This is a genomic window from Pseudomonas sediminis, from assembly GCF_002741105.1.
Lineage (GTDB): Bacteria > Pseudomonadota > Gammaproteobacteria > Pseudomonadales > Pseudomonadaceae > Aquipseudomonas > Aquipseudomonas sediminis.
Genome location: NZ_NIQU01000004.1, coordinates 186,556 through 209,198 on the forward strand (window position 1 = coordinate 186,556; position 22,643 = coordinate 209,198).

Genomic DNA, 22,643 nt, shown 5'->3' on the forward strand with positions numbered 1-22,643 from the left:
CTCCGGCGATCAGGACAACAGGCTGACCACGCTGGAGCGGCTGATATTGGCCTGGGCCACCACGGTCTGAGTCACCGCCGCGTAGCTACTGGGGCTGCGGCGCATCAGGCTGAACACTTCACCGGCAAAATCCTTGGCCCACTCACGCTCGTTGTGATCGGCGTGACGGGCGAGAAACTCGCGAATTTCTTCCTGACGATGGCTGAGTTGCTCACGCAGCGTGCCGATCCGATCCAGCGCCGCGACTACTTCGTCCAGTGCCCGACGCAGTTCGCGGGCACCATCGAGACGCGCCGCCTCGGGCAGGCGCAACATCTGCTCCTCATGGCTGACCACGGCCGCCTGAGCCTGACTCGCCAGCTTGCCTTCGCCCTGCACGCGTAGCTCGCCCTTGAGCTGCTGCCATTCGCTTTCACGCGCGCTGAACTTGAGTGCCCCGCCGCTATCGATTTCGGCGCGAATGCCCGCCGGCCCCAGGCCGGCATTGAAACGGCGGAGAATCTGCTGCTCGCTCAAACCCTCGTCGAGCACCACCGCCAGCGGCTCGGCCAGTTTGCGCCCGGCGCTGAACAACAGGGTTTCCTTGCCGGCCTGCTGCACTGTGGCGATGGAGTCCAGCCCTTGCAAACTGAAGCGGCTACGCACCGGCTCGTTGAGGCGCAGTTTGAAGCTGGCATCCAGCGCCTCGCCGGAACGCTGGCCGCGCTCGGCGAGTAGCTTGCGTACCTGCTCAAGCTCGCGCTTGAGACCATCACGCTCCCCGGCCTGAGCATTGCTCAGCTCGCGGCTGAGACTGAGCTTGAGCTGACCCAGGCGCCCTGCCAGTTCGCCAAGGTAACTGTCGGCTGCCTGCATCGAGGTCAACTGCTGGTTGAGCTGCAGATTGAAGGAGGCACTCTTGCCGCGCGGCGGTGACGCGGGCTCAGCCGGCAACTGCTTGCGCTGGCTTTGCACGGCCTGCTCGCCCTGCACCGGGCGGCGGGCCTGAGGATCGAGCGCCGTGACGATCGGGAGCTGTCTATCGACCTTGATCACCGCAGGCTCCTTACAGCAGGCTGAACAACGACATCTCGTTGATCTTCAAATAAGTCTTCTGCGTCGCGCCAAGAGCCAGCTGGTAGTTGTTCAGGGCAATGGTGGCGCCGGCATAGTCCAGCTGCGACAACTCGCCTTCGATCTTCTGGTTGACTAGGGATACATCCTCGTTGCTGTCCTTGAGCAGGCTCAGGGCATTCTGCCGGCCGCCCAGTTCGGTGATCGAGCCGAGCACCCGGCCATGGGCATCATCCAGCGCGCCGAGGGCGTCGGTGATCTGCTGGCGTACGGCTGGGTCGGTGACGTCCAGCGCCGGGTCCTGCAGGGTGTTGATCAGGCCACGCAGCTCATTGAGCATGCCCACACCAGCACCGAACACGCTGGTCGCCGTGACGTTCTCGTCGACCAACACGCCGTTGGCCACAGCGGCCTGGCGATGCTTGTCGTTGCCAGTGATGCTGTAGGTCTGGGTCGCGGCGTCGAAGGCCAGCGCCGGGGTGTCACTGAGGGTGCCGGAGAACAGATAGCGCCCTTCTTCGTCGCGTACGTTGGCGAAGCTGAAAATCGTGTCTTCGATGATCGACAACTCACCGGCCATGGCAGACAGGTCTTCGCTGGTGTTGGAGCCGTTGGCCGCCCACAGCAGCAGATCGCGCACGTTGAGCATGGCGTCGGAAGTGGACTTGAGGTTGGCTTCCTGGGTCGACAGGCTGCCGGAAACGTTGGCGATGTTCTTGCGAAACTGCTCCAGACTCGCCTCTTCACGCTGCACGCGCAGCACCCGCACACTGGCGATGGGATCGTCCGACGGCAGCAGGATGCGCTTGCTGGTAGCCATCTGCTGCATCAGCTTGCCCAACTCGGCAGAACTGGCGTTCATCGAGTTGTGCATCAGCGAGGTGATCTGCGAGTTGGTGATGCGCATCATGGCTGAGTCTCTCTAGAAGCCGCGTCAGAACGCGGCAAGCATTTCGTCGAACAACTGGTTGGCGGTACTGATCACCTTCATGTTGGCCTGGTAGGCCTGCTGGTAGGTCATCAGGTTGACCGCCTCCTCATCCAGGCTCACGGCGCTGACGCTGTCGCGCTGCGACTGCGCCTGCTGGGTCACGGCGGTGGCGGACTTGAAGTCAGCCTGGTTCTGCCGACTGTCGCTGGCCACCTGGCCAAGCAAGCCGGCATAGGCATCATTGAGGGTGACCTGGCTGCCACCCAGGGTGATAGTCTGGTTCTTCAGACCGAGCAGGTCCAGCAGCACCTCGTTGTTACCGGTCTCGCCAGCCGTCGAGGAGAACGCCAACTGCTCGGCGCTCAGCGGCTCGATACGCAGCAGTGCGGTGGTACTGGTGGGGTCGTAGGCGAACAGCGGCTGCCCCGGGTTGCCATCGAGGTCGAAGCCGGTAGCCAACACGTCGTTGACCATCTGCGCCAGCTGACCGGCCATGTCGTGCAGGGCGTCCAGGTTCGGTCGCAGGCTGTTGTACTCGACATCGTAAAGACCGCCGAAGGCGCCACCGAAGCCGTCCTGACGCAGCGGGAAGCTGGTGCCGGCGAAGGCCAGGCTGACTTCCTGCTCCCCGGTCGCGGTCATCGCCACCTTCAACTGGCCGGCAGTAGGGCCGGCTACCAGGGGCTGACCGTTGGCCAGGGCGACGCTGACCGAGCCATCCGGCACTTCGTTGATGCGTAGCTTGGCGAACTGGCTGAGCTGGCCGATCAGGCTTTCACGGTGGTCGCGCAACGCGGTGCTGTCACCCTTGACCGATTCGGTCTCAACGATTTTCTTGTTGAGCAGCGCGATGTTTTCGGTCAGACCGTTGATTTCGGTGGCCATGGCCGTGCGCTGCTCCTGCAGCGCCTTGACCTGCGCATCGATGTTGCTGCTCAAACCATTGAAGCGCTGAGCAAGGTTACCGGCCTCGCTGATGATCTGCTGACGCAGGGCGATCGATCCGGGCGTGGCGCTGGCTTCGCTGAGCGCGGCGAAGAACTGATCGAGGCCGGCACTGATGCTCGACCCGGTGCCCGACATCAACGCTTCCAGCGCGGTCAGGTACTGCTGCGAGGCGCCGTAGAAATTCTGCTCGGTGGTCGCGCGCCATAGCTGCTGGTTGTGGAATTCGTTGGTCATGCGGCGAATGCTGATCACCTCGACCCCGCCGCCGACGCTCAAGCCACCCTGCCCGGCCAGCGAGCCGGTGATGGTCTGCAGACGGCTGAAACCGGGCGTGTTGACGTTGGCGATGTTCTGCCCGGTAGTGGCCAGGGCCACCTGGCTGGCACGCACACCGCTGTAGGCGATCTGGTTGAGGATGGTCACGGCTTAGGACTCCTGACGCTCGAAGCGCATCGGCTGAGCGAAGGCCGCCAGACGCGGCGCACGAGCGTCGTCGGCAGCGAATTGGGCTGTTACTGCAGACAGGGCGACGGAATCAGCGACGGACTTAAATTCATCGCGTTGCATGACCTGCTTGCCGGCAACGGCACCGAGCAGCAGGCCGCTGTCGGCACTCAGGGCACTGGCCAGTTGCTGGCGGGTCTGCGCGCTGAGCGAGGTTTGCTGCGCCCCTGCTTCCGGCGCCGGCATCTCGCGGCTGGCCAGGTCGCCGAGGATCTTGCGCGTGTAGTCGCGGGTCTCCTGGAAGGGGATGCGCTCGATCCAGGCGCCCGTGCCGATCTCGCCACTGCGCGGGTCGCCATTGACCTTGAGCCACTCATCGACGCGGCCGGGGCCGGCGTTGTAGGCGGCCAGCGCCAGGGCCTGGTGGCCGTCGTAACGCTGCAGCATCTTGTCCAGGTAGGCGCTACCGAGACGCTTGTTGTAGCTGGCATCGCTGGTCAGGCGCGCCTCATCGAACGGCAGACCGAGTTCGGCGGCCATCTCCCGCGCGGTGTCCGGCATCAGCTGCATCAGGCCACGTGCGCCCTTGGGCGATACGGCATCGACACGCCCGGCCGACTCCTGCTGGATGACCTTGTCGACCAGGGCGAGAAAGCCCGCCGAGCCCTTGTCCCAGACCTTGCCCAGCCCGTCGACACCACGCTGCCAGGTCGCGCGCAGCGGCTCCAGCAGGCTGCTGCCGGAACGCTGCGGCAGCTCGGCCGAGCGGGCAGCAGCTGCGGCCGCATCCAGATCCACTGTGCTATCGCCACCGCCGGACAGCTGCTTGACCAGCATGTCGGCGATACCGGTCTGCTTGCGCCCGGCCAGGGTCTCGGCCAGCACCTCGTCGTAGAAGTCGCGCATGGTGTCCATCTCGCGGCTGCGCATCGGGTTGCCTTCGGCGAGTACGTCGCTGGCCTTGCGCATCTGCTTGAGGATCTGCTGCAAAAACAGCGCCTCGAACTGCTCGGCGGCGGCCTGCAACTGCTGCTCACGGGCAGTGCCGATGCCGTCGGCGCTGCCGCGGTGGCTGTTCATGTGTTGGGCGAGGGAAACGATGCTCATAGCTTAGATCACGATCAGTTCGGCATTGAGGGCACCGGCCTGCTCCAGCGCCTGGAGGATGCTCATGACATCGTCCGGGGTGGCGCCGAGGCTGTTCACGGTGTTGATGATGCTGTCCAGGCTGGCGCCGTCGGGCCACTTGAACATGGCGTTCTTGTCCTGGCTGACGGCGACGTCGGAGCGCGGTACCACGGCGGTCTGGCCGCCGGAAAAAGCGTTGGGCTGGCTGACCTGCGGGTTCTCGCTGATGGTCACGGTGAGCGTGCCATGGGCCACGGCAGCGGCCTTGACGCGTACGCCCTGGCCAACCACCACGGTACCGGTGCGGCTGTTGAACACCACACGCGGTCGCTCACGACCTTCCTCCACGTCGAGGCCTTCGAGCATGGCCATGAAGCCGATGCGCTGGGTGCTGGTGATGGGCGCGCGAATGGAAATCTTGGTCGAGTTCAGGGCACTGGCGGTGCCGCTGCCGAAGCGGCCGTTGACCGCCTCGACCACCTTGGCAGCGGTCTGGAAACTGGGCTGGCGCAGGTTGAGCATGACCTCGTCACGGGTACTGAAATCGCTGGGGATCATCCGTTCGACAGTGGCGCCATTAGGCACGCGGCCGCTGTTAACGGAGTTGATCGCCACGCTGGAGCCGCTCTGCCCGGTGGCATTCAGGCCGCCGACAACGACGGCGCCCTGGGCCAGGGCATAGGTTTCGCCATCGACACCCTGCAACGGAGTCAGCAGCAACTGGCCGCCGCGCAGACTCTTGGCATCGCCCAGCGACGCGACGGTGATATCCACGGTTTGCCCCGGGCTGTAGGACGGCGGAATTTCTGCGGTCACGGTCACCGCCGCGACGTTCTTCAGCTTGGGGTCGACGTTCGGCGGCAGGTTGATGCCGAACTGCTTGATCATGTTCGCCACCGACTGGCTGGTGAAGCGCACCTGGTTCTTGTCACCGGTACCATCCAGGCCGACCACAAGGCCGTAGCCAATCAGCTGGTTGCCGCGAATGCCTTCGATGTCCACCAGGTCCATCAGTGGCACGGCCTTGGTCGACAGCGGCCAGCCCAGAACACAGGCGACGAGCATACGTTTGATCATGGTCTGGGCCTCAGAGCGGGAACAGCGGACTGGTGAAGAAGCGCGTCAGCCAACCGGCCGAGTTGCTGTCGCTGAGCACGCCGCGGCCGGCATAGGAGATGCGCGCGTTGGCTACGTTCTGCGACGACACCTGGTTGGCTCGGTTGATGTCGTCCATGCGCACCAGGCCGACCAGGCGGATGTATTCATCGCCCTGGTTCAGGCGCAGGGCCTTCTCGCCCTTGATCAGCAGCGTGCCGTTGGGCAGCACCTGATGCACGGTCACGGCGATGGAGCCGCGCAGGGTGTTCTGCTGCGAACTGCGCGCCGAACCGTTGAAATCACGTTCGGCTTCGGCGGAGCTTTCCAGGCGGTCGTAGGTCTTGCCCAGCACCGTGGGAATACCGACAGACACGCCTGAGCTCTTGCCGAAGCTGGTGCCGGCGCTCTTGCTCGACTGGGTGGACTCGTCGAGCACCACGGTGAGGATGTCGCCGACCCGCACCGCTCGCTTGTCACCGATCAACGAGCCGCTGTAGCCGCTGCGAAACAACCCACCGCCAGTGCTCGGCGGCACGCTGTAGTCCAGTGCCAGCGGCTCGTAGTGGCTGGAGTCCTCGTCGGGCAGCATCTCGTTGAAGCTGGCGCAACCACCCAGGGTCAGCAGTAGAGCGAGCGGGATCAGGCGCTTCATGGCAATCACACGGTCTGGTTGAGGAACTGCTGCATGCCCGACGCGGCGTCGAGCACCTTGGCGTTGGCCTCGTAGGCACGCTGGATGGAGATCATCGCCACCATGGCCTCGACCACCTGCACGTTGGAGCCTTCCAGCACACCCTGCTTGAGGTTGCCCAAGCCTTCTTCACCTGGCACGCCTTCGACAGGCTCGCCGCTGGCCACGGTCTCACGGTAGAGGTTGCCGCCGAGGGCTTCGAGGCCACCCGGGTTGGTGAAGTTGACCAGGGTGATCTGGCCCAGCTCGGACGGCAGGCTATCGCCGGCCAGTACGGCGGTGACGATGCCATCACTGCCCACGGTGAAACGGCTGCTGCCAGCAGGCACTTCGATGGCCGGCGTCAGCGGCAGGCCCTGGGAATTGACGATCATGCCCTCGGCATTGAGCTGCAGCTGGCCGTTCTCGGTGTAGTAGATGTCGCCGTTGGGCGCCTCTACCTGAAAGAAACCGGCGCCTACAATAGCCAGGTCCATCGGCTGGCCGGTGGTCTGGATGCTGCCTTCGGTGAACACCTTCTGCGTACCGGCCACGCGTACGCCGCTGCCGAGCTGAATGCCCGACGGTACGGTATTGACCTCATCGGCCTGCGCACCCGGCTGTAGTTCGATGGCGTAGAACAGGTCCTCGAACACCACGCGGTCGCTCTTGAAACCGTTGGTGTTGACGTTGGCCAGGTTGTTGGCCACGGCGCTCATGGCCTTGTCCTGGGCGGCCAGGCCGGTCTTGCTGACCCAAAGTGCGGAACTCATGTGCGTTACCTCTTCGCTGTGGCGAACGCCGTATCAACGACGTGCGCCTGTGTGTCGTGGGAGCGAGCTCTGCTCGCGAAGCTGTGTCTGGCGAAACTCGATTCGCGAGCAGAGCTCGCTCCTACACGGCCGCCGGCTTTCCTGCTCAACTGCCGCGAATCATTCGGTTGCCAGCTTCGGACAGATCCTCGGCGGCCTTCATCATCTTCACCTGGGTCTCGAACAGGCGGTTCAGGCTCATGGTCGCCACCAGCTGATCGATAGCGCCGACGTTGCTCGCCTCCAGGTAGCCGGAGACCAGCACCGGCGCCTCCATGTCTTCGGCCGGCTGGCCGTCGGTGCGTGCCAGCAGACCGCTGGCGTCCTTGGTCAGGTCGGCGGCGTCGACATCCACCACGCGGATGCGATCGACCTCGGCGGTGACGAAGTCGCCACGCGGGATCACCGACACGGTGCCGTCACGGCCGATATGCAGGCTGTCGTACTCGGGCAGCACGATGGGGCCACCCTCGCCCATCACGGCGCGGCCGTTGAGGGTCAGGCGCAACTCCGCATCGACCTGCAGCGCGCCGTTGCGCGTGTAGCGCTCGGCGCCGCCATCACCTTCGACGGTGAACAGGCCGCGACCCTGGATCGCCACGTCGAGATCACGGCCGGTGGCCATCAGCGCGCCTGGTGCCAGGTTCACACCGTTGTTCTTCACCCGCGCCAGGTGCCGGCTGTCGTAGCCGTAGCCTTCCACGGTGACGGCCTGGGCTTGCTCCAGGTCGGCGCGAAAGCCGGGGGTGTTGACGTTGGCCAGGTTGTTGGCACGCACCGTGAGCGAGCTCATGGTGCGGCTGGCAGCGGTCATTGCGGTATAGCCGAGACGGTCCATGGGTCAGCCTCAGATCGCGCCGAACAGCACTTGGGTGAGTTCCTTGTTGGTGGTCAACACCTTGGTATTGGCCTGGTAGTTGCGCTGCCCCTCCATCAGGCCGACCAGTTGCTGGGTCAGGTCGACGTTGGAGTTCTCCAGCGAGCCGGCCACCAGCTCGCCGAACGGGCCGACACCGGGCACGCCGATCAGCGCGGCGCCGGAGTCGGCAGTCTCCACCCAGGCGGTGCCGCTGATGTTCTTCAGGCCACCCGCATTGGCGAAAGTGGCCAGTGCCACCTGGCCCTGCAACATGCGCTGGCCGTTGCTGTAGTTGGCGTAAACCATGCCGTCCTTCTCCACCGACAGACCGGTCTGCTCACCCGCTGCATAGCCGCTGGCGCGGTTGGTGGTGACGACGAAGTCGGATCCGTACTGGCTGGAATTGCTGTAGTCGATGGCGACGGCCATCGGGTCGACGCCCGGCAGGGCGAAGCCGACGTTGACCGGACCGACCGGCGCGGTGAGCGTGCCGTTGGTGCCGAAGGTCAGTGCCTGCGGGCCGCCGACGGCGGTGTTGCCCTGGTAGTAATAGGCATCCCAGGTGTTGTCGCCAGTCTTAACGAAGTACTGGGTCAGGGTGTGTTCCTTGCCCTGGGAGTCGAACACCTTGGTGGTGTAGGTGGAGTTGTAGGTGTTCACGTCCGCCGGGTCGAACGGCGCGGTGGCCGGCACGGTCTGGTTCGAGTCCAGGTTCATGACGAAGGCCAGGGTGTCGGTGGCGCGGGCAGGCAGGTTGGCGTTCTGCAGTTGCAGGTCGCCCATCGCGCCGACCAGCAGGTTGCCGGCGGCGTCCACTGGATAGCCCTGCAGGGTCTGCCCGGCGGCGTTGACGATGTTGTTGTTCTTGTCGGCGCCGAACACGCCGGCGCGGGTGTAGCTCAGGTCGCCATTGGTATCACGGGTGACGAAGAAGCCACCGCCGGAAATGGCCAGATCCAGGCTGCGCCCGGTGGTCACCAGGGAGCCGCCCTGACTGATGCTCTGGGTGGTGGCCAGCACCTCCACGCCCATCGCCTGGCTATCGGCGTAGATGCTGCCGAACTCGGTACGCGAGGATTTGAAGCCGGTGGTGCCGGCGTTGGCGATGTTGTGGCTGATGGTGTTGAGTTGTTCGTTGACGGCGCTGAGGCCGGTCATGGCGATGTTGAAACTCATGGCGACTGGACCTTTGAATTGAACGAGTAGGAGGGTTCAGAGCAGACCGGCGGTCTGCGTCTGGCCGAATTCGGTGATGTTGTAGAAGGGCACGGAGCCGACGCCGATGACTTCCAGCACTGGCCCCTCGGCGCTCACGCGCACCTGGGTAACGCGACCGGCCACCTCGACCTTGGGGTACTCGCCGCTGTCGCTTTTGACCTCGACCTTGTAGCTGCCCGGCGCCAGGCCCAGGGCCTTGGGGTCGAGCTCGAAGGGCACGCGCCCCGGCGCCTGGGAGCCGAGGTCGATTTCCTTCTTCACGCCATTGCTGTCGGTGACCACCAACGCCAGCTTGCCGGCGGCATGCTCCAGGTTGATCTCGCCGCGCACCTTGTCCACGCCCAGCTCGAGCTGCTCGGTCGCCACCTTCACTTCCTGGCCGACCAGGCCGGCAGCGGTAAGGGTCTGCAGGTTGTCCAGCAACACCAGGTTGCTCTTGCTCAGCGAGGCCATGTTTTCCAGGCTCTTGACCTGGCTCATGGCGGCGAACTGATTGAGGAACTCGGTACTGTCCACCGGTTTGGTCGGGTCCTGGTTCTGGATCTGCGCGACCATCAGGGTGAGGAAGTTGTTTTCCAGCTGGGTCGCGTCGCTGACGTTGACCGACTGCTTGACCGCCTCGTCGATGCTGTAGGCGGGATTGTTCTGGCTGTTGTTGCTGACCGTGGCCATCAGGATTCTCCGAGCTTGAGCAGGCCCTGCTGCATGCTCTTCAGGCGATTGAGCACTTCGACGCTGGTCTCGAAGCTGCGGGTGGCCGACATCATGTCGGTCATTTCTTCGATCTGATCGATGTCGGCGTAGAACACGTAGCCCTGGTCATCGGCCAGGGGATTGTCCGGCTCGTAGCGGCGCACCGGTTCGCGGCCGGCGGTCACCACATCGAGCACCTGCACATGGGCGCCGCCCATGCCCACGCTGCGGGTCAGCTGGTCGTTGTTGTAGACGGCAGCGAACACCGGCTTGCGTGCCTGGTACACGTCCTCGGCGTTGGCCGCAGCCGAATCGGCGTTGGCCAGGTTGCTGGCCACGGTATTGAGGCGCACGGTCTGCGCGTTCATCGACGAGCCGGCGATACGGTAAATGGAATCGAAAGCCATGGTCAGCGTCCCTCGATGGCCTGTTTCAGGCCGCGAAATTTCATGCTGAGAAAGGTCAGGCTGGTCTGGAAGTCCATGCTGTTCTTGGAGAACGCCGCCTGCTCCACACTCAACTCGACGCTGTTGCCGTCCTGCGACGGCTGGGTCGGTACGCGGTACTTGAGATCCGCGCTGCTGGCGGCGAAGGTTTGCTGCGGATCGACTCGCTGCATCTCGCCAGCGAAATCGATGTCACGGGCGAGAAAGCCTGGCGTGTCTTCGTTGGCGAGGTTGGCAGCGAGGATTTCGCTGCGCTGCATGCGCAGCTCGAGTGCTCGCGAATGCACGCCCACCACGTCATCAATCCGTATACTCATTTACCGGTACCCTTAACCCAAGGTTGTGCCCATGTGCCTTCAGCACAAAGCGTGCCCAACCCCAAAGAGAGCCGTATCACATTGATTTACAAGGCATTCACAAGATCGAAAGACGGCTTCCGCGTCGCCCTCCTTCCGCATCGAAGCGCGGCCTGGAGGAAAAGCGGAAAGGCGTTTTCCGCTTGGGCGTCGACGTTTTTCCTCCTGGCCCTACTGCCGCTGAACGCTGCGCGTGCCGAGACCGATGCCGCCAGCCAGATCGATCAGGCCGTGACCGCACACATGCAGCAGAAGCTGGCCGAGGAGGCCAAGCGTCAGGCCTGGAAGGGCATGCGTCACAGCCTCAATATCACCCTGCTCAATAGCGCCGAACGCCTGCCGGCCTGTGCCCAGGCGCTGAGCGTGACGGTCGCCAGCGACGATCCCTCACCCCTGTCACGGCAACGCCTGGAGCTGAGCTGCGCAGATGCGCCCGGCTGGAGCGTCACGGCGCTGGTGCAGGCCAGCGTGTTCCTGCCGGCCGTGCATGCCGCACGGGTGATCGAACGCGGCCAGACCATCGCTGCCGAACAACTGCAACTGCAGGAAGTGAATGTCGGCAGGGCATCACGCGGCTTCTATAACAGCCTCGACGAAGTGATCGGCCAGGGCGCCAAACGCCGCGTACGTGCCGGCCAGTTGATCGCGCCGAACCTGCTCGCCGCGCCACTGCTGATCCGCCGCGGCCAGCAAGTGACCATCATCGCCAGCCAGGACGGCATCTCCGCATCGGCCACCGGCGAAGCCATGGCCAATGGCCGTGAAGGCGAGGTGATCCGCGTGCGCAACCTCGGCAGCCAGAAGGTGATCGAGGCGCAGGTGGTGGAAGAAGGGGTGGTGACCAGTACTTTCAGGTAGTTGCACCGAGACGTAGCTACGTAGGGTGTGCCATGCGCACCAAGCGGCAACGAGCCTGTCTGAATCCATCGTGACAAGCATTCGGTGCGCACGGCGCACCCTACGTCGGCCCAACAGGGTACGCCGCGCGCACCAATGCGCCCTACGCCCAACCCTCCAGGCGCATGGTCGCGCGCACCAGGCGCTGCTCTTCCTGCTCGATCTCCTGCAGGTTGTCGCGAATGCTGTTGATATGGTCACGAGCGGCGCGCTGGGCCTGCTCAGGCAGGCGTTCGATCACCGCGTGATACAGGCGCGAATGCTGGCGGTCGATCTGCCGTTTCTGCGCCGGGCGGTGATAGAGGTTGTTCACCGAGGCGAACACGGTGCTGAGCATCAGGTCGGTCAGCGACTGCAAGGTGTGCACCAGCACCGGGTTGTGCGAGGCCTCGCAGATGGCCAGGTGGAAGGCATGGTCGAGACGCGCATGCTCACGCGGGTCGACCGGATTTTCCTGCGCATGGGCCGCCAGCATCTCTTCGTAACGCCGGGTCAGCAGGACGAAGTCCGCCTCGGTACCGCGCAGCGCCGCCAGGCGCGCCGACTCGCCTTCGAGCAGGCCGCGCACCTCCAGCAGGTCATACAGGGTGCGTGGCTGCGAATTGAACAGGTGCATCAATGGGCTGGCATCGCGCTCCCCGCTGAGCTTGGCGACTCGCGAATCACGTCCCTGCGCGGTGTCGATGATGCCGCGACCGCGCAGCACTTTGAGCCCTTCACGCAAGGCCGAACGGGAGATGCCCAGCTTTTCGCACAGGCGTCGTTCCGACGGCAATGGCTGCCCTACCTTGAGCACGCCGTCGACGATCAGCCGCTCGATACGCTCGGCCACCACATCGCTTACCTGCCGCCGTGCGACACCCTGTTGCCCGTCCATTCGCCACCTCCGCAGCACTGGTCGTACCAATTTTTAAGGGCCACCTTAGATCGCGCACCTTCCGGCAGGCAAGCCACAGTGTATGAGACCTTAGGCCAATCCATGGCGAAAGCCTGATGAAAGAAACTGGTCCTACCAGCAGCAAAGAGAATGGACGTAAAAAAGCAGGCAGCCTAAACATGCAGCCAAGGTCGCAGCATGACCGCCAACAACAACAACGTCCAAGATTGAGCCTGCCATGAGCATTCTGTACGACGAGCGCGTCGACGGCGCGCTACCCGCGGTCGACAAGACCGCCCTACTGGCCGAGTTGCGCCAGAGCCTGCCCGATCTCGACATCCTGCACACTCAGGAAGACCTCAAACCCTATGAGTGCGACGGGCTTTCCGCCTATCGCACCACGCCCATGCTGGTGGTGCTGCCCGAGCGCATCGAGCAGGTGCAGCAGTTGCTCAAGCTCTGCCACGCCCGTGGTGTACCGGTGGTAGCACGCGGCGCAGGCACCGGCCTGTCCGGCGGCGCGCTGCCACTGGAAAAGGGCATCCTCTTGGTGATGGCGCGCTTCAATCAGATTCTCGAGATCAACCGCGAAGGTCGCTTCGCCCGCGTCCAGCCCGGCGTACGCAACCTGGCGATTTCTCAGGCCGCCGCGCCGTTCGACCTGTATTACGCGCCTGATCCGTCTTCGCAGATCGCCTGCTCCATTGGCGGCAACGTCGCCGAGAACGCCGGCGGCGTGCATTGCCTGAAGTACGGCCTGACCGTGCACAACCTGCTCAAGGTCGACATTCTCACTGTCGAAGGCGAGTTCATGACCCTCGGCAGTGATGCCCTGGATGCGCCGGGTTTCGACCTGCTGGCGCTGTTCACCGGCTCCGAAGGCATGCTCGGCATCGTCACCGAGGTGACGGTCAAGCTGCTGCCCAAGCCGCAAGTGGCCAAGGTGCTGCTGGCGGCCTTCGACTCGGTGGAAAAGGCCGGTCGTGCCGTGGGTGACATCATCGCCGCCGGCATCATCCCCGGCGGCCTGGAGATGATGGACAACCTGGCGATCAGGGCGGCGGAAGACTTTATCCACGCCGGCTACCCGGTGGAGGCCGAGGCCATTCTGCTCTGCGAGCTCGACGGAGTGGAGGCCGACGTCGCCGACGACTGCGAGCGCGTTCGTGAGGTGCTGGAGAAAGCCGGCGCCACCGAAGTACGCCTCGCTCGCGACGAGGCCGAACGGGTGAAATTCTGGGCCGGGCGCAAGAACGCCTTCCCAGCGGTCGGGCGCATCTCGCCGGACTACTACTGCATGGACGGCACCATCCCGCGCCGCGAGCTGCCGGGCGTGCTGCGCGGCATCGCCGAGCTGTCCGAGGAGTACGGCCTGCGCGTGGCCAACGTGTTCCATGCCGGCGACGGCAACATGCACCCGCTGATTCTTTTCGATGCCAACGTACCTGGCGAGCTGGAGCGCGCCGAGGCCATCGGCGGCAAGATCCTCGAACTCTGCGTCAAGGTCGGCGGCAGCATCACCGGCGAGCATGGCGTTGGCCGCGAGAAGATCAACCAGATGTGCGCGCAGTTCAACAGCGACGAGATCACCCTGTTCCATGCGGTGAAGGCGGCGTTCGACCCCAGCGGCCTGCTCAATCCGGGCAAGAACATCCCCACCCTGCACCGCTGCGCCGAGTTCGGCGCCATGCATGTGCACCACGGCCAACTGCCCTTCCCGGAACTGGAGCGTTTCTGATGTCGCATGATTTCGACGCCAGCGCCGCGCTGCTGGAACAGGTCAACCACGCGCTGAACAGCGCCACCCCGCTGCGCATCCAGGGCAGCGGCAGCAAGGCTCATCTGGGCCGCGCCAGCACCGGCGAGGTGCTGGACACCCGCATGCATCGCGGGATCGTCAGCTACGACCCCACCGAGCTGGTACTCAGCGCTCGCGCCGGTACGCCGCTGGCCGAGATCGAGGCGGCGCTGGAGGCCAACGACCAAATGCTGCCATGCGAGCCGCCGCATCTGGGCGATGGCGCCACCCTCGGCGGCATGGTTGCCGCCGGGCTGTCCGGCCCGCGCCGCCCCTGGGCCGGCTCGGTACGTGACCAGGTGCTCGGCACCCGCGTGATCACCGGCCAGGGCAAGCTGCTGCGTTTCGGCGGAGAGGTGATGAAGAACGTCGCCGGCTACGACCTGTCGCGCCTGATGGCCGGCAGCTTCGGCTGCCTCGGCCTGCTCGCCGAAGTGTCAATCAAGGTGCTGCCCAAACCGCGCCAGGTACTCAGCCTGCGCCTGGAAGTGGACGCCCTGCACGCCCTGAACAAGCTCGCCGAATGGGGCCAGCAGCCGCTGCCGATCAGCGCCGCCAGCCACGATGGTGCAGCGCTGCACCTGCGCCTGGAAGGTGGCGAGGGCTCGGTTCTGGCCGCGCGCCAGCGCCTGGGTGGCGAGGAGATCGACAACGCTTACTGGCATGAGCTACGCGAACAGCGCCTGCCGTTCTTCAGCGCCAGCGGCACGCTGTGGCGCCTGTCGCTGCCGGCCAACAGCGGTCTGCTCGACCTGCCCGGTCGCCAGATGATCGACTGGGGCGGCGCGCAGCGATGGCTGAAGACCGACGCCGACGGCGAGCTGATCCAGCGCGTGACGGCCAGGCTCGGCGGCCACGCCACCTGCTTCGCCGCCGGCCAGGCGCAACCTTTCCAGCCGCTGGCTGCACCGCTGCTGCGCTACCAGCGCCAGTTGAAGAACCAGCTCGACCCCCAGGGTATTTTCAACCCTGGCCGCATGTACGCCGAGGTATAAGACGTGCAGACCAATCTGAGTGAACAGGCCAAACGCCTGCCGCGCGCCGAAGAAGCCGAACGCATCCTGCGCTCCTGCGTGCACTGCGGCTTCTGCAACGCCACCTGCCCGACCTACCAGCTGCTCGGCGACGAGCTGGACGGCCCACGCGGGCGCATCTATCTGATCAAGCAGATGCTCGAAGGCAATGAAGTCACGGCCAAGACCCAACAGCATCTGGATCGCTGCCTGACCTGCCGCAACTGCGAAACCACCTGCCCGTCCGGCGTGCAGTATCACAACCTGCTGGATATCGGCCGTGAAGTGGTCGAACAGGCGGTGCCGCGACCGCTGAACGAACGCCTGTTGCGCCAGGGTCTGCGCGCCGTGGTACCGCGACCAGCGCTGTTCAAGACGCTGACCCAGGCCGGTCTGGCCCTGCGTCCGCTGCTGCCAGCCGCGCTCAAAGCCAAGCTGCCGCGTGAGGTTCGTCCGGCCAAGCCGCGCCCGACCGAGCAACATGCGCGCCGTGTGCTGATGCTCGAAGGTTGTGTGCAGCCGGGGCTGTCGCCCAATACCAATGCCGCCACCGCGCGCGTGCTGGATCGCCTCGGCATCAGCGTCACGCCGATCCGCGAGGCCGGTTGCTGCGGCGCCGTGGACTACCACCTCAACGCCCAGGAAGCGGGCCTGCAACGCGCCCGGCAGAACATCGACGCCTGGTGGCCGGCCATCGAGGTCGGCACTGAGGCCATCGTGCAGACCGCCAGCGGCTGCGGCGCCTTCGTCAAGGACTATGGCCACCTGCTCGCAGGTGACCCCGCTTATGCAAGCAAGGCAGCGCGGGTCAGCGCCCTGGCCAAGGATCTGGTCGAGGTGCTGCAGGGCGAGGCCCTGGAACAGCTGCAGGTACGTGCCGAGCAGCGCCTGGCCTTCCATTGCCCCTGCACCCTGCAGCATGCGCAGAAGCTCGGCGGCGCGGTGGAAGGCGTACTGACGCGCCTCGGCTTTGGCCTGACCGCCGTGCCGGATAGCCACCTCTGCTGCGGCTCGGCCGGCACCTATTCGCTGACCCAGCCGGAGCTGTCGCGGCAGCTGCGTGACAACAAGTTGAACGCCCTGGAAAGCGGCAAACCGGATGCCATCGTCACCGCCAATATCGGCTGCCAGACCCATCTGGACGGCGCCGGTCGTACGCCGGTACGCCATTGGATCGAAATCGTCGAGGAGGCGATGGGCTGAAAGCCTGAACCCTCTCCCCCAGCCCTCCTCCCATTTACGGGAGAAGGGAGAAAAACCAAGAACACGAGGTATGCCATGCAACACAAAGCCGTACTCAGCCAGAGCGAAGTCAGCCAGATCCTCCAGGCGGCCCGCAGCGAAGCGCAGCAACAGGGCTGGGCCGTGGCCATCGCCGTGGTCGACGACGGCGGTCATCCGCTGGCCCTGGAGCGCCTCGATGGCTGTGCACCCATCGGCGCCTACATCGCCACCGAGAAGGCTCGCAGCGCCGCCATCGGCCGCCGCGAAACCAAGGGCTACGAGGACATGGTCAACGGCGGTCGCACCGCCTTCGTCAGCGCGCCACTGATCACCTCGCTGGAGGGCGGTGTACCCGTGCTGGTGGACGGCCAGGTGGTCGGTGCCGTCGGCGTGTCCGGGGTCAAGGCCGAACAGGATGCGCAAGTGGCCAAGGCGGGTATTGCGGCCCTTTAAACATGCGGCGCAGCCGCCAACTGATGACCTTCTCCCTCTGGGAGAAGGTGTCACGAAGTGACGGAAGAGGGTTCCAACAGACAACGACTGGCCCCTCTAGCAAGCGATTAGACAGGAGAACAGCAACATGACCGAACGCGTGCAATGTCAGCGCCTGCAGGTAGCGGCCGAGCTCAAGCAATTCATCGAAAGCGAAGTGCTGCCCGGCAGCGGTGTCGAGGCCAATGCCTTCTGGAGCGGTTTCGATGCGCTGGTGCACGACCTGGCGCCACGCAACCGTGCGTTGCTGGCCGAGCGTGACCGCCTGCAGACCGAGCTGGATACCTGGCACCGCGCCAACCCCGGGCCGATCACTGACATGAACGCCTACCGCGCCTTCCTCGGCTCCATCGGCTATCTGCTGCCGCAGCCGGAGCAGGTCAAGGCGACCACGGCCAATGTCGACAGCGAGATCGCCACCCAGGCCGGCCCACAGTTGGTCGTGCCAGTGATGAATGCGCGTTATGCGCTGAACGCCGCCAACGCCCGTTGGGGCTCGTTGTACGACGCCCTATACGGCACCGATGCCATCAGCGAAGAAGGTGGCGCCAGCAAAGGCCCAGGCTATAACGAAGTGCGCGGCGCCAAGGTGATCGCCTTCGCCCGCTCATTCCTCGACCAGGCCGCCCCACTGGCCCAGGGCTCGCACGCAGATGCCAGTGCCTATGCCGTGGTCGCCGGCCAACTGCAGGTAACCCTGAGCAGCGGCGCGCAGACTTCGCTGGCGCAACCGGAGAAGTTCGTCGGTTTCCAGGGCGAGGCTGCCACGCCGAGCGCCGTGCTGCTGAAGAACAACGGCCTGCACTTCGAGATCCAGATCGACGCAGGTAGCCCCATCGGCCGTACCGACGCCGCCGGCGTGAAGGACGTGCTGATGGAGGCGGCGCTGTCGACCATCATGGACTGCGAGGACTCCGTGGCTGCAGTCGACGCCGCCGACAAGGTGGTGGTCTACCGCAACTGGCTGGGCCTGATGAAGGGTGACCTGGCCGAGGAGCTGGACAAGGGTGGTAAGCGCATCACCCGCCGCCTCAATGCGGATCGCGTCTACACCGCCGCCGATGGTAGTGAACTGACCCTGCACGGTCGTTCATTGCTGTTCATCCGCAACGTCGGCCACCTGATGAGCAACCCGGCGATCCTCGACGGTGAAGGCTTGGAAATTCCCGAGGGCATCCTCGATGCGGTGGTCACCAGCCTGATCGCCCTGCACGACCTCAAGCGCCGCGGCAACTCGCGCACCGGTAGCGTCTATATCGTTAAACCGAAGATGCACGGGCCGTTCGAAGTGGCCTTCGCCAACGAGCTGTTCGGTCGTGTCGAACAGCTGCTGGGCATGCCCGCGAACGCGCTGAAGATGGGCATCATGGACGAGGAACGGCGTACCAGCGTCAACCTCAAGGCCTGCATCGAGGCCGCCAGCGCGCGCGTGGCCTTCATCAACACCGGTTTTCTCGACCGCACCGGCGACGAGATGCACAGCGCCATGGAAGCTGGCGCGATGCTGCGCAAGGGTGATATGAAGTCCAGCGCCTGGATCCAGGCTTACGAGCGCAACAACGTGCTGGTCGGCCTGGCCTGCGGACTGCGTGGCAAGGCGCAGATCGGCAAGGGCATGTGGGCCATGCCCGACCTGATGGCCGCCATGCTCGAACAGAAGATCGGCCACCCGAAAGCCGGCGCCAACACCGCCTGGGTGCCGTCGCCAACCGCTGCCGTGCTGCACGCCCTGCACTATCACCAGATCGACGTGCAGGCGGTGCAGAGCGAGCTGGAACTGATCGACCTGGCCAGCCAGCGCGACAGTCTGCTGAACGATCTGCTCAGCGTGCCGGTCAGCGCCGAGCGGCCGTGGAGCGCCAGCGATATCCAGCAGGAGCTGGACAACAACTGCCAGAGCATCCTCGGTTACGTGGTGCGCTGGGTCGAGCAGGGCGTCGGCTGCTCCAAGGTGCCGGATATCCACAACGTCGGCCTGATGGAAGACCGCGCCACCCTGCGCATTTCGGCCCAACACATCGCCAACTGGCTGCACCACGGTGTGGTCAACGAGGCCCAGGTGCGCGAGACCCTGCAGCGCATGGCACAGGTAGTCGACGGGCAGAATGCCGGCGACCCGGCCTACCGCCCGATGGCGCCGAACTTCGAACAATCCCACGCCTTCCGCGCCGCCAGTGACCTGGTGTTCAAGGGCCGCGAGCAGCCGTCCGGTTACACCGAGCCGCTGCTGCATGCCTGGCGACTGCGCTTCAAGCAGGAGGCCTAAGTAATGTGGGAGGGGCTTTAGCCGCGACAAACCAACGATAAAAAGCTCGCGGCTAAAGCCCCTCCCACAGAGCAGTAACAAGCCCTGACGGTTTCTGACCGTCGGGGCTTTCGAGCATGAGCGCGACGATGGGTGATCCCTGCCGTCGCGGCTCGCGGAAAGGCCGGTGCCGTGGTGCCCGGCCCTTCCAGATGCGTGGCGCCGGGTATCCCCGGAAAACTGTGGTTCACAAGAAAAAGAAGGAACCAACCCATGAGTCAAACGCTGCTGTCCATCCTGGCCTTCGTGCCACTGGTGCTAGCGGGTGTACTGCTGATCGGCTTTCGCTGGCCGGCCAAGTACGCGATGCCGCTGGTGTTCGTCCTCACCGCCCTGATCGGCCTGCTGGCCTGGGACATGTCCCTCAACCGGGTCATCGCCTCCAGCCTGCAGGGGCTGATACTCACGGCCGCGATCCTGTGGATCATCTTCGGCGCGATCCTGCTGCTGAACACCCTCAAGCACTCCGGCGGTATCGCGGCAATTCGCCGGGGCTTCTCCAACATCAGTCCGGATCGCCGCGTGCAGGCGCTGATCGTCGCCTGGCTGTTCGGCTGCTTCATCGAGGGCGCCTCCGGTTTCGGCACCCCGGCTGCCGTGGCCGCGCCGTTGCTGGTCGCCCTGGGCTTCCCGGCTCTGGCCGCGGTGGTGCTGGGCATGATGGTGCAATCGACGCCGGTATCCTTCGGCGCAGTGGGTACGCCAATCCTGGTGGGTGTCGGTTCGGGCCTGGACAGAACCGGCATCACCGAGCAACTGGTTGCCACCGGCAGCAGCTGGGAAGCCTTCTTCCACCTGATCTACTCGCGGGTAGCCATCACCCACGGCCTTATCGGCCTGCTGATGCCGCTGATCATGGTGATGATCATGACCCGCTTCTTCGGCAAGAATCAGAGCTGGAAGGAAGGCCTGGCCGTCGCGCCGTTCGCCATCTTCACCGCCTTTGCCTTCTCCCTGCCGTACATGGCAGCCGGCGTGTTCCTCGGCCCGGAATTCCCCTCGATGATCGGCGCCCTGGTCGGCCTGGCCATCGTGGTACCGGCCGCCAAGGCCGGCTTCCTGCTGCCGAAGGACACCTGGGACTTCGCTGACCCGAATGACTGGCCGTCCGACTGGATGGGCAAGATCGAGATGAAACTCGACGAGGTGGCCGGCAAGGCACCAATCTCCGTGCCCATGGCCTGGGCGCCCTACCTGCTGCTGGCGGTGTTCCTGGTGGTGTCGCGCACCTTCCCTGAGCTCAAGGCGGCAATGCTGGGCCTGAGCTTCGGCTGGAAAGACATCCTCGGTGAGACCGGCGTGTCCGGCACCATCGAGCCGCTGTACCTGCCGGGCGGCATCCTGTGCATGGTGGTACTGGTGACCTTCTTCCTGCATCGCATGCGCTTCTCCGAGCTCAAGGCGGCGGTGGGCGAGTCGAGCAAGACCCTGCTCGGTGCCGGTTTCGTGTTGATCTTCACCATTCCCATGGTGCGTATTCTGATCAACTCGGGCGTCAACGGCAGCGACCTGGTGTCGATGCCGGTGGCCATGGCGCAACTGGTGGCCGACAGCGTCGGCGGCGTGTATCCGTTCTTCGCCCCAGCGGTCGGCGCACTGGGCGCCTTCATCGCCGGCTCCAATACCGTGTCCAACCTGATGCTGTCGCAGTTCCAGCTCAATGCTGCCGAGCTGATCGGCGTGTCCGGGGCGATGATGGTCGCTGTGCAGTCGGTCGGTGCGGCGGCGGGCAACATGATCGCTATTCACAACGTGGTGGCGGCCTCGGCTACCGTTGGTCTGCTCGGACGCGAAGGCATCACCCTGCGCAAGACCATCCTGCCGACGCTCTACTACCTCGCTGCGGCTGGCGTGATCGCGGTGGTGGCGATGTACGGCATGGCACTGACCGATCCGCTGATGACCGCTCGCTGACCGATGGCGGGCCGTGCACTGCGCGGCCCGACTTTGGTTGGTCCCTGGCTGGCGGCGATTGCCGCCAGCCCGCTTGGCGCGTCAGTGCAATTGCGGTAGCTTGCGTCGCGCAACACCGTGAGATTGGCCTGAGGTTTTTATGAAAAAGTGGCAATGCGTGGTCTGTGGACTGATTTACGACGAGAGCCAGGGCTGGCCGGATGACGGCATCGCTCCCGGCACCCGCTGGGAAGACGTGCCGGAAGACTGGCTATGCCCTGACTGCGGCGTCGGCAAGATGGATTTCGAGATGATCGAAATCGGCTGATCACGCCTGGTTTTAACAAAACGGCGACCCTCGGGTCGCCGTTTTTGTTTGGCGTGTTTCGCGCGACGCCACGTAGGGTGCGCCGCGCGCACCACGAGGCGCCATTACAACAGCCGGTGCGCACCGCGCACCCTACGCACGACAGTCCGCGCCATCGCCGCACATGCAGAAAAAATTGTGCCAGCGCCATTTAATCGGTGCCAAGAGCCGGTCGCCCTTCACTTACAGCAGGCAATCACAGCCAGCTTCACTCAACTGAAGGAATATCATCATGGCTCTGTCGATTCATACCAACTACTCCTCGCTGATCACCCAGACCAACCTGGGCAAGACCAACAACGCCCTGGGCACTAACCAGCAGCGTCTGGGCACCGGTTTCCGCATCAACTCCGCTGCCGACGACGCCGCTGGCCTGCAGATCGCTACCCGTCTGAACGCCCAGTCGCGTGGTATGGACGTGGCCATGCGCAACACTGGCGACGCCGTATCGCTGCTGCAGACCGCCGAAGGCGCGTTCAACGAGATGACCGATATCGTCCAGCGCATGAAGGACCTGGCCACCCAGGCGGCGAACGACACCAACAGTGATGGTGATCGTGAAGCGCTGGCCGCCGAGTACAACGAACTGGCCGGCGAATTGAACAATATCTATGACAACACCAAATATGCTGGCGAGAACCTCTTCGGCGCTACCGGCAAGTTCGCCGCCGCCGTGAATTTCCAGATCGGCGCTAGCGCCAACGAAACACTGGCCCTGACCATCGACTTTGGCACCTTTGATCCAGCGACCGACTACGATGGCTCTGAGGACCTCGCAGACGCCACCACCGCCCAAACGGCCATGACTGCCCTGGAAACCACACTGGACGATATCGGTGCGATACGCGCCCAGTTCGGCGCCAACATCAACCGCCTGAACCACACCGCCAACAACCTGGCCAACATGAAGGACAACACCGACATGGCCAAGGGCCGCATCATGGATGCCGACTTCGCCAAGGAAAGCGCCAACATGAGCAAGAACTCCATGCTGATGCAGTCGGGCATCTCCATGCTCAAACAAGCCGGCCAGATGCCGGGCATGGTCATGTCCCTGCTGGGCTGATCCCGCGTCATCCAGGCGCAACGGATTGCGCCGCCCCTCAACGCCCCGCCTCTGC

22 protein-coding genes are annotated in these 22,643 nt (G+C 64.6%); 9 read left to right on the forward strand and 13 right to left on the reverse strand.

Annotated elements, in window-relative coordinates:
* Positions 1-9: 9 nt before the first annotated feature.
* The 12 genes from CDO35_RS11470 to CDO35_RS11525 all read right to left on the reverse strand — a co-directional run bounded on the left by CDO35_RS11470 (position 10) and on the right by CDO35_RS11525 (position 10,617).
* Positions 10-1,032: a hypothetical protein gene (locus CDO35_RS11470; RefSeq protein ID WP_166432404.1), complete on the reverse strand. Its 1,023-nt coding sequence runs from the start codon at positions 1,030-1,032 to the stop codon at positions 10-12.
* A 13-nt stretch (positions 1,033-1,045) separates the two neighbouring features.
* On the reverse strand, positions 1,046-1,963 hold the full coding sequence (flgL, locus tag CDO35_RS11475) for a flagellar hook-associated protein FlgL (protein ID WP_099524885.1): 918 nt from the start codon (positions 1,961-1,963) through the stop codon (positions 1,046-1,048).
* 24 nt (positions 1,964-1,987) lie between these two features.
* Complete coding sequence (flgK, locus tag CDO35_RS11480; RefSeq protein ID WP_099524887.1) at positions 1,988-3,355, reverse strand: flagellar hook-associated protein FlgK; 1,368 nt, start codon at positions 3,353-3,355, stop codon at positions 1,988-1,990.
* Positions 3,356-3,358: 3 nt separating this feature from the next.
* A complete protein-coding gene (locus CDO35_RS11485) occupies positions 3,359-4,483 on the reverse strand; it encodes a lytic transglycosylase domain-containing protein (RefSeq protein ID WP_099524888.1) in 1,125 nt (374 codons plus the stop codon).
* A gap of 3 nt (positions 4,484-4,486) precedes the next feature.
* Positions 4,487-5,581: a flagellar basal body P-ring protein FlgI gene (locus CDO35_RS11490; protein ID WP_099524889.1), complete on the reverse strand. Its 1,095-nt coding sequence runs from the start codon at positions 5,579-5,581 to the stop codon at positions 4,487-4,489.
* Positions 5,582-5,591: 10 nt separating this feature from the next.
* Positions 5,592-6,254, reverse strand: coding sequence for a flagellar basal body L-ring protein FlgH (flgH, locus tag CDO35_RS11495; protein ID WP_099524890.1), 663 nt, complete (start codon positions 6,252-6,254; stop codon positions 5,592-5,594).
* A 5-nt stretch (positions 6,255-6,259) separates the two neighbouring features.
* A complete protein-coding gene (gene flgG, locus CDO35_RS11500; protein ID WP_045733674.1) occupies positions 6,260-7,045 on the reverse strand; it encodes a flagellar basal-body rod protein FlgG in 786 nt (261 codons plus the stop codon).
* 145 nt (positions 7,046-7,190) lie between these two features.
* Positions 7,191-7,922 (reverse strand): flagellar basal body rod protein FlgF, encoded by a 732-nt coding sequence (locus CDO35_RS11505; protein WP_074677691.1) that lies wholly within the window; start codon positions 7,920-7,922, stop codon positions 7,191-7,193.
* 9 nt (positions 7,923-7,931) lie between these two features.
* Complete coding sequence (gene flgE, locus CDO35_RS11510; protein ID WP_099524891.1) at positions 7,932-9,119, reverse strand: flagellar hook protein FlgE; 1,188 nt, start codon at positions 9,117-9,119, stop codon at positions 7,932-7,934.
* Between the two features lie 36 nt (positions 9,120-9,155).
* Positions 9,156-9,833: a flagellar hook assembly protein FlgD gene (gene flgD, locus CDO35_RS11515; protein ID WP_099524892.1), complete on the reverse strand. Its 678-nt coding sequence runs from the start codon at positions 9,831-9,833 to the stop codon at positions 9,156-9,158.
* Positions 9,833-10,261, reverse strand: coding sequence for a flagellar basal body rod protein FlgC (gene flgC / locus CDO35_RS11520; RefSeq protein ID WP_017676466.1), 429 nt, complete (start codon positions 10,259-10,261; stop codon positions 9,833-9,835). The genes flgD and flgC overlap by 1 nt, the downstream gene beginning before the upstream one ends.
* A 2-nt stretch (positions 10,262-10,263) precedes the next feature.
* On the reverse strand, positions 10,264-10,617 hold the full coding sequence (locus CDO35_RS11525) for a flagellar basal body protein (protein ID WP_099524893.1): 354 nt from the start codon (positions 10,615-10,617) through the stop codon (positions 10,264-10,266).
* 81 nt (positions 10,618-10,698) lie between these two features.
* Here CDO35_RS11525 and flgA point away from each other — a divergent pair, with 81 nt between their 5' ends.
* Positions 10,699-11,514 carry a flagellar basal body P-ring formation chaperone FlgA gene (gene flgA, locus CDO35_RS11530; RefSeq protein ID WP_208019961.1) on the forward strand — a complete coding sequence of 272 codons (816 nt, stop codon included), beginning with the start codon at positions 10,699-10,701 and terminating at the stop codon, positions 11,512-11,514.
* Between the two features lie 142 nt (positions 11,515-11,656).
* Here flgA and glcC read toward each other — a convergent pair whose 3' ends face one another.
* Positions 11,657-12,430 carry a transcriptional regulator GlcC gene (glcC, locus tag CDO35_RS11535; protein WP_072423634.1) on the reverse strand — a complete coding sequence of 258 codons (774 nt, stop codon included), beginning with the start codon at positions 12,428-12,430 and terminating at the stop codon, positions 11,657-11,659.
* A 238-nt stretch (positions 12,431-12,668) separates the two neighbouring features.
* Here glcC and glcD point away from each other — a divergent pair, with 238 nt between their 5' ends.
* The 8 genes from glcD to lafA all read left to right on the forward strand — a co-directional run bounded on the left by glcD (position 12,669) and on the right by lafA (position 22,588).
* On the forward strand, positions 12,669-14,168 hold the full coding sequence (gene glcD / locus CDO35_RS11540; RefSeq protein WP_099524894.1) for a glycolate oxidase subunit GlcD: 1,500 nt from the start codon (positions 12,669-12,671) through the stop codon (positions 14,166-14,168).
* Positions 14,168-15,223: a glycolate oxidase subunit GlcE gene (gene glcE / locus CDO35_RS11545; protein ID WP_099524895.1), complete on the forward strand. Its 1,056-nt coding sequence runs from the start codon at positions 14,168-14,170 to the stop codon at positions 15,221-15,223. The genes glcD and glcE overlap by 1 nt, the downstream gene beginning before the upstream one ends.
* A gap of 3 nt (positions 15,224-15,226) precedes the next feature.
* Positions 15,227-16,444 (forward strand): glycolate oxidase subunit GlcF, encoded by a 1,218-nt coding sequence (gene glcF, locus CDO35_RS11550; protein ID WP_099524896.1) that lies wholly within the window; start codon positions 15,227-15,229, stop codon positions 16,442-16,444.
* A gap of 75 nt (positions 16,445-16,519) precedes the next feature.
* Entirely contained in the window at positions 16,520-16,918 is a 399-nt protein-coding gene (locus tag CDO35_RS11555) for a heme-binding protein (protein WP_013713369.1), read from the forward strand.
* Between the two features lie 127 nt (positions 16,919-17,045).
* Positions 17,046-19,223 (forward strand): malate synthase G, encoded by a 2,178-nt coding sequence (locus CDO35_RS11560; RefSeq protein WP_099524897.1) that lies wholly within the window; start codon positions 17,046-17,048, stop codon positions 19,221-19,223.
* Positions 19,224-19,475: 252 nt separating this feature from the next.
* Entirely contained in the window at positions 19,476-21,176 is a 1,701-nt protein-coding gene (locus CDO35_RS11565) for an L-lactate permease (protein ID WP_099524898.1), read from the forward strand.
* Positions 21,177-21,315: 139 nt separating this feature from the next.
* A complete protein-coding gene (locus tag CDO35_RS11570) occupies positions 21,316-21,483 on the forward strand; it encodes a rubredoxin (protein WP_003242223.1) in 168 nt (55 codons plus the stop codon).
* A 271-nt stretch (positions 21,484-21,754) separates the two neighbouring features.
* Positions 21,755-22,588 (forward strand): lateral flagellin LafA, encoded by an 834-nt coding sequence (gene lafA / locus CDO35_RS11575; RefSeq protein ID WP_099524899.1) that lies wholly within the window; start codon positions 21,755-21,757, stop codon positions 22,586-22,588.
* Positions 22,589-22,643: the final 55 nt, after the last annotated feature.

Bases quoted from the DNA above. Each gene is read 5' to 3' on its own strand.
- flgL (WP_099524885.1), bottom strand. From the start codon at position 1,963: ATGATGCGCATCACCAACTCGCAGATCACCTCGCTGATGCACAACTCG.
- CDO35_RS11485 (WP_099524888.1), bottom strand. From the start codon at position 4,483: ATGAGCATCGTTTCCCTCGCCCAACACATGAACAGCCACCGCGGCAGC.
- CDO35_RS11490 (WP_099524889.1), bottom strand. From the start codon at position 5,581: ATGATCAAACGTATGCTCGTCGCCTGTGTTCTGGGCTGGCCGCTGTCG.
- flgH (WP_099524890.1), bottom strand. From the start codon at position 6,254: ATGAAGCGCCTGATCCCGCTCGCTCTACTGCTGACCCTGGGTGGTTGC.
- flgG (WP_045733674.1), bottom strand. From the start codon at position 7,045: ATGAGTTCCGCACTTTGGGTCAGCAAGACCGGCCTGGCCGCCCAGGAC.
- CDO35_RS11505 (WP_074677691.1), bottom strand. From the start codon at position 7,922: ATGGACCGTCTCGGCTATACCGCAATGACCGCTGCCAGCCGCACCATG.
- flgE (WP_099524891.1), bottom strand. From the start codon at position 9,119: ATGAGTTTCAACATCGCCATGACCGGCCTCAGCGCCGTCAACGAACAA.
- flgD (WP_099524892.1), bottom strand. From the start codon at position 9,833: ATGGCCACGGTCAGCAACAACAGCCAGAACAATCCCGCCTACAGCATC.
- flgC (WP_017676466.1), bottom strand. From the start codon at position 10,261: ATGGCTTTCGATTCCATTTACCGTATCGCCGGCTCGTCGATGAACGCG.
- CDO35_RS11525 (WP_099524893.1), bottom strand. From the start codon at position 10,617: ATGAGTATACGGATTGATGACGTGGTGGGCGTGCATTCGCGAGCACTC.
- glcC (WP_072423634.1), bottom strand. From the start codon at position 12,430: ATGGACGGGCAACAGGGTGTCGCACGGCGGCAGGTAAGCGATGTGGTG.
- glcD (WP_099524894.1), top strand. From the start codon at position 12,669: ATGAGCATTCTGTACGACGAGCGCGTCGACGGCGCGCTACCCGCGGTC.
- glcE (WP_099524895.1), top strand. From the start codon at position 14,168: ATGTCGCATGATTTCGACGCCAGCGCCGCGCTGCTGGAACAGGTCAAC.
- CDO35_RS11555 (WP_013713369.1), top strand. From the start codon at position 16,520: ATGCAACACAAAGCCGTACTCAGCCAGAGCGAAGTCAGCCAGATCCTC.
- CDO35_RS11560 (WP_099524897.1), top strand. From the start codon at position 17,046: ATGACCGAACGCGTGCAATGTCAGCGCCTGCAGGTAGCGGCCGAGCTC.
- CDO35_RS11565 (WP_099524898.1), top strand. From the start codon at position 19,476: ATGAGTCAAACGCTGCTGTCCATCCTGGCCTTCGTGCCACTGGTGCTA.
- CDO35_RS11570 (WP_003242223.1), top strand. From the start codon at position 21,316: ATGAAAAAGTGGCAATGCGTGGTCTGTGGACTGATTTACGACGAGAGC.
- lafA (WP_099524899.1), top strand. From the start codon at position 21,755: ATGGCTCTGTCGATTCATACCAACTACTCCTCGCTGATCACCCAGACC.